This window comes from Micromonospora sp. NPDC051296 (genome assembly GCF_040682255.1).
Classification (GTDB): domain Bacteria; phylum Actinomycetota; class Actinomycetes; order Mycobacteriales; family Micromonosporaceae; genus Micromonospora; species Micromonospora craterilacus.
This window is the reverse complement of record NZ_JBFBAO010000460.1, coordinates 1-4,761: the sequence shown is the minus strand read 5'-3', so window position 1 is coordinate 4,761 and position 4,761 is coordinate 1. Positions and strand designations below refer to the sequence as shown.

General features: G+C 69.8%; 8 protein-coding genes. 6 read left to right on the top strand and 2 right to left on the bottom strand.

Features of this window, described 5'->3' with window-relative positions; translation table 11 throughout:
- A partial coding sequence (gene ccsB, locus AB0M52_RS30815) for a c-type cytochrome biogenesis protein CcsB (protein ID WP_363960998.1) occupies positions 1–609 on the top strand: 609 nt, incomplete at its 5' end.
- A gap of 17 nt (positions 610–626) precedes the next feature.
- Here ccsB and AB0M52_RS30810 read toward each other — a convergent pair.
- A complete protein-coding gene (locus AB0M52_RS30810) occupies positions 627–824 on the bottom strand; it encodes a hypothetical protein (protein ID WP_363960996.1) in 198 nt (65 codons plus the stop codon).
- A gap of 134 nt (positions 825–958) precedes the next feature.
- Here AB0M52_RS30810 and AB0M52_RS30805 point away from each other — a divergent pair, with 134 nt between their 5' ends.
- Genes AB0M52_RS30805 through AB0M52_RS30795 form a run of 3 tightly spaced genes read left to right on the top strand, consistent with a single transcriptional unit; the run spans position 959 to position 1,616 of the window.
- Entirely contained in the window at positions 959–1,318 is a 360-nt protein-coding gene (locus tag AB0M52_RS30805; RefSeq protein ID WP_363960994.1) for a Scr1 family TA system antitoxin-like transcriptional regulator, read from the top strand.
- The gene (locus tag AB0M52_RS30800; RefSeq protein ID WP_363960992.1) at positions 1,252–1,437 is read left to right on the top strand and encodes a Scr1 family TA system antitoxin-like transcriptional regulator; all 186 of its coding nucleotides are present in this window, start codon (positions 1,252–1,254) and stop codon (positions 1,435–1,437) included. The genes AB0M52_RS30805 and AB0M52_RS30800 overlap by 67 nt, the downstream gene beginning before the upstream one ends.
- A complete protein-coding gene (locus AB0M52_RS30795) occupies positions 1,428–1,616 on the top strand; it encodes a DUF397 domain-containing protein (protein ID WP_363960990.1) in 189 nt (62 codons plus the stop codon). Before AB0M52_RS30800 ends, AB0M52_RS30795 begins: the two co-directional genes overlap by 10 nt.
- 36 nt (positions 1,617–1,652) lie before the next feature.
- On the opposite strand, the gene AB0M52_RS30790 is transcribed toward AB0M52_RS30795, so the two are convergent.
- Positions 1,653–2,525 carry an alpha/beta hydrolase gene (locus AB0M52_RS30790; RefSeq protein ID WP_363960988.1) on the bottom strand — a complete coding sequence of 291 codons (873 nt, stop codon included), beginning with the start codon at positions 2,523–2,525 and terminating at the stop codon, positions 1,653–1,655.
- Positions 2,526–2,708: 183 nt separating this feature from the next.
- Between AB0M52_RS30790 and AB0M52_RS30785 the strand changes: the two genes are divergently transcribed.
- Complete coding sequence (locus AB0M52_RS30785) at positions 2,709–4,169, top strand: menaquinone biosynthesis decarboxylase (protein ID WP_363960986.1); 1,461 nt, start codon at positions 2,709–2,711, stop codon at positions 4,167–4,169.
- A partial coding sequence (locus AB0M52_RS30780) for a UbiA-like polyprenyltransferase (protein WP_363960984.1) occupies positions 4,169–4,761 on the top strand: 593 nt, incomplete at its 3' end. The genes AB0M52_RS30785 and AB0M52_RS30780, both read left to right, overlap by 1 nt.

The following is a 4,761-nucleotide window of genomic DNA, read 5'->3' as shown; positions in this document are numbered from 1 at the left end:
GGTGTCGCCGCCTGGCTGGTGGTGCTGGTGAAGATGCCGTCGCTGCGCCGCCTCGGGCTCTTCCTGACCCTGGTCATGGTGCTGCTGGTGGCCACCGCCGAACTGGTGCTCTACACGCCGATCGTGCCGCTGGTGCCGGCGCTCAACTCGTACTGGTTCATCGTGCACGTGTCGACCGTCGTCTTCGCCTCCGGGCTGTTCCTGCTCGGCGTGGTGCCGGCGGTGGCGTACCTGATGCGGGCCGGCTACGAGCAGGGCAAGCGCAGCTTCCCGTACACCCTGGCGAAGCGGCTGCCGGCGGCGGCCGGCCTGGAGCGGCTCACCTTCGTCCTGCACGCCTTCTCGTTCCCGCTCTTCACCTTCGCGGTGATCGCCGGGGCGATCTGGGCCGAGGCGGCCTGGGGCCGGCCGTGGGGCTGGGACCCGAAGGAGACCTGGTCGTTCATCTCCTGGGTGGTGTACGCCGGCTACCTGCACGCCCGGGCGACACCGAGCGTGAAGCGGAACGTGACCGCCTGGCTGGCCATCCTCGGCTTCCTGACCGTGCTGATGAACCTGTTCGGTGTGAACATCTTCTTCGAGGGCCTGCACTCGTACGGCGGTCTGTGACGAGGGATCTGCGGGCTTCAACCCGGGCGGCGCTGGCTCAGGGTTTCGTCGACGCGCAAGGTGACCTGGTAGGCGATTTCGGGCACGTCGGCCAGTTCGATGCGCTCGGCGCGCATCGCGAGCTGCGCGTGCAGCTCGCGGGCGATCGCGTCGCGCAGGCGGGTCAGTAGCGGCGACAACCCGTCCGGGTCGCCGACGAGGTAGGCGTCCGACATGCGCCAAGCCTGCCCGTCCCGGCGGCACTTGGCCCAGAGCCAGTGAGATATCCCGCCGCTTTTCGCCGCTCTTGAGGAGATCTTGGACAGTTGCCGTCAGCGCGGAACGGCAACTTTCCAAGATCTCGATTTCGATGCCCCCGGGACGCGCCGTGTCGTGTCTACTGCGGGCTCAAGGGGGACTTCTGGGATCTGGCGGACGTGCACTCGACACCGGCGGCGCGTTCGCCCGGATGCTGGCCCGGCTCCGGTCGCCGCAGTGGATGCGGGAGTGGGAGGCCAACGAGCGGCAGGCGACCGTACTGCGGTCGTACGAGCCAATGGTGGTGCCGGGCCTGTTGCAGACCTCGGCGTATGCCCGCGCGCTGTTCCGCAGCGTCGGCCTGTTCGACGAGGAGGAGGTGGAGCGGCGGGCGTCGGGGCCTTCGTGCTGGCTACCCTTCCCAGCGGGGAGGACGTCGGCTACCTGGATGATCAGCTCAAGGGCCAGGTGATCGACCACACCGAGGACGTGCTGGCGATCCGGGCGTCCTGGGAGGCGATCCAGGGCGAGGCGCTGCCGCCCCGGCAGTCGATCGAGTTGATGACGGAGGTGGCGGAGTCATGGAGCTGACCGGCGCCCGGTGGCGCACCAGCACCCGGAGCAGCACCAACGGCGGGGACTGCGTCGAGGTGGCCGACAACCTTCCCGGCGTGGTCGCGGTACGCGACAGCAAGGACCGCGACGGTGCCGTGCTGATCTTCGGCCCGGCCGCCTGGCGGGCGTTCGTGGCGCTGGCCCGCGGCCACTGACCTGCCCGACGGCCCGTCAGCCTGCCTGACGGCCCGTCAGCCCTGGAGGAAGGGCAACAGCATGGCGACGAGTTCCTTCGGTTGCTCCTCGAAGAGCCAGTGGCCGCTGTCCTGGACGACCTCGCCGGTTACCGAGCTGGCGTACTGGCGGACCTGTTCGGCCACCTGGCCGCCGAGGCTCGCCTGTGCGCCGATGGCGAGCACCGGCATGGTCAGCTTCGACTTCCGGTAACCGGCGTTGTCGGCGACGTCCTGACCGAACGCGCGGAAGCACTCGAAGCTCGCCCGCAGGTGGGCCTCGTCGCGTAGGTGCCGGGCGTACTCCTCGATGTCCGTCGCGTCCAGGCTGCCCTTGCGGATCATCAGCGAGTCGGTGAACCGGTCGACCCAGAGCGTCTCGCGGCCGGCGACGAGTTGCTCCGGCAGCCCGTTGGTCAGGCTGAAGAAGCCGAAGTTCCACACCGCCGGGCCGGCGGCGGTCAGCGCCGGGAAGGTGTAGATGCTCTCGTCGGGGATCGGCGCCTCGCTGAGCACCAGCCGGGTCACCCGGTCCGGGTGAGCCGCGGCGTACGCGTACGCGACCATGGTGCCGATGTCGTGGCCGACCAGCCGGAGGTCGCGGTCCAGGCCGAGGCTGGTGAGCAGTCCGTGCAGGTCACCCGCGAGGGTCTTCTTGTCGTAGCCGCCGGACGGGGCGTCGCTGCCGCCGAAGCCCCGCAGGTCCGGCGCGATCACCTCGAACGTCCGCCCCAGCTCCGGCAGCACGTGGCGCCACATGTACCAGGACTGCGGATAACCGTGCAGCAGCACCAGCGTGGGACCGCTGCCGCCCCGGACGTAGTTGACGGCGACGTCGCCCACCTGTGTCCGCTGTTCGGCGAACCCCTCCGGAACCCGCCCGTCACCCATGGTCGCCCCCTCCGCTCTCGTCGAGTCGCTCGACTACCCGGCCGGCTCGTGTCCATGCCGGGGGCCCGTCGCGTGTTAACAGGGGGCCCGTGCTCTACCGGAGGCGTTAATAAGGGGCCCTTCCTTTCACCTCACAGCACCCGGCGTGGGTGGGCAGGTGGGGGGTGGGGGAGACTTGCTGACATGGCGGCTCGTGGGTTCCCGTACACGGATCTGAAGGACTTCCTCGCGGCGTTGGAGCGCCAGGGCGAACTGCGCCGCGTCGGCGTACCGGTCGACCCGACGCTGGAGATCAGCGAGGTCGTCACCCGGACGGTCCGGGCCGACGGACCGGCGCTGCTCTTCGAGCGGCCCACCCGGGGCGAGATGCCGGTGGCGATCAACCTGTTCGGCACCGAGAAGCGCACCGCGATGGCGCTCGGCGTCGAGTCGCTGGACGAGATCGGCAACCGGATCGGCGAGATGCTCAAGCCGGAGCTGCCGATGGGCTTCTCCGGCATGATGGGCGGCCTCGGCAAGGTGATGCAGCTCAAGTCGATGCCGCCGAAGAAGGTCAAGACCGCCCCCTGCCAGCAGGTGGTCTACCGGGGCGGCGACGTCGACCTGAACCGGCTACCCGGACTCCAGGTGTGGCCGGGCGACGGTGGGATCTTCCACAACTTCGGACTGACCCACACCAAGCACCCGGAAACCGGCAAGCGGAACCTCGGGCTGTACCGGCTCCAGCAGCACAGCCACAACACCCTCGGCATGCACTGGCAGATCCACAAGAACTCCACCGCGCACCACGCCGTCGCCGAGCGGCTCGGCCAGCGGCTGCCGGTCGCCATCGCGATCGGCTGCGACCCGGTGGTCAGCTACGCGTCGAGCGCACCGCTGCCCGCCGACATCGACGAGTACCTGTTCGCCGGGTTCCTGCGCGGCGAGCGGGTGGAGATGGTCGACTGCCTGACCGTGCCCCTCCAGGTGCCGGCGCACGCGCAGGTGCTGCTGGAGGGCTACCTGGAGCCGGGCGAGCGGCTGCCGGAGGGGCCGTTCGGCGACCACACCGGCTTCTACACCCCGGTCGAGCCGTTCCCGGTGCTGCACGTCGAGGCGATGACCATGCAGCGCGACCCGGTGTACCACTCGATCGTCACCTCGAAGCCGCCGCAGGAGGACCACGGCCTCGGCAAGGCCACCGAGCGGATCTTCGCGCCGTTGCTGCGGTTCCTCATCCCGGACATCGTCGACTACGACCTGCCGGCCGCCGGGGTCTTCCACAACTGCGCGATCGTGTCGATCCGCAAGCGGTACCCGAAGCACGCGCAGAAGGTGATGAACGCGATCTGGGGCGCACACATGATGTCGCTGACCAAGCTGATCGTGATCGTGGACGAGGACTGCGACGTGCACGACTACCGCGAGGTCGCCTTCCGCGCCTTCGGCAACGTCGACTACGCCCGGGACCTGCTGCTCACCGAGGGGCCGGTGGACCACCTCGACCACTCGTCGTACCAGCAGTTCTGGGGTGGCAAGGCGGGCATCGACGCCACCCGCAAGCTGCCCAGCGAGGGCTACACCCGCGGCTGGCCGGAGGAGATGATCATGTCCCCCGAGGTGGCCTCGCTGGTCGACAAGCGCTGGACGGAGTACGGCATCTGATGGCGACCGCTGCCGCCGTGGAGCCGGCCGCGCGCCCCGGGCGCGTGAAGTCCTTCCTCAAACTCGTGGCGATCGAGCACTCGGTGTTCGCGTTGCCGTTCGCGTACCTGTCGGCGTTGACCGCGATGCAGGTCAACGGCGGGCGGGTGCGCTGGCTCGACCTGCTGCTGATCACCGTGGCAATGGTCGGGGCGCGGACGTTCGCGATGGCCGCCAACCGGATCCTGGACCGCCGGATCGACGCGCGGAACCCGCGTACGGCCAACCGGGAACTGGTGACCGGGGCGGTGAGCCTGCGTACGGCCTGGACCGGCGCGGGCGTGGCGCTCGTGGTATTCCTGGCCGCCGCCGCGCTGCTCAACCCGCTCTGCCTGGCGCTCGCACCGCTCGCCGTGGTGCCGCTGGTCGTCTACCCGTACGGCAAGCGGTTCACCAACTGGCCGCACGCCATCCTGGCGGTCGCCCAGGCGGTCGGCCCGGTCGGCGCCTGGCTCGCGGTGACCGGCACGTTCGCCGGCTCCTGGCCGGCCTTCCTGCTCGGCGCGGCCGTCGGCCTGTGGATCGGTGGCTTCGACCTGATCTACGCCTGCCA

Bases quoted from the DNA above. Each gene is read 5' to 3' on its own strand.
- AB0M52_RS30810 (WP_363960996.1), bottom strand. From the start codon at position 824: ATGTCGGACGCCTACCTCGTCGGCGACCCGGACGGGTTGTCGCCGCTA.
- AB0M52_RS30805 (WP_363960994.1), top strand. From the start codon at position 959: ATGCCCCCGGGACGCGCCGTGTCGTGTCTACTGCGGGCTCAAGGGGGA.
- AB0M52_RS30795 (WP_363960990.1), top strand. From the start codon at position 1,428: ATGGAGCTGACCGGCGCCCGGTGGCGCACCAGCACCCGGAGCAGCACC.
- AB0M52_RS30790 (WP_363960988.1), bottom strand. From the start codon at position 2,525: ATGGGTGACGGGCGGGTTCCGGAGGGGTTCGCCGAACAGCGGACACAG.
- AB0M52_RS30785 (WP_363960986.1), top strand. From the start codon at position 2,709: ATGGCGGCTCGTGGGTTCCCGTACACGGATCTGAAGGACTTCCTCGCG.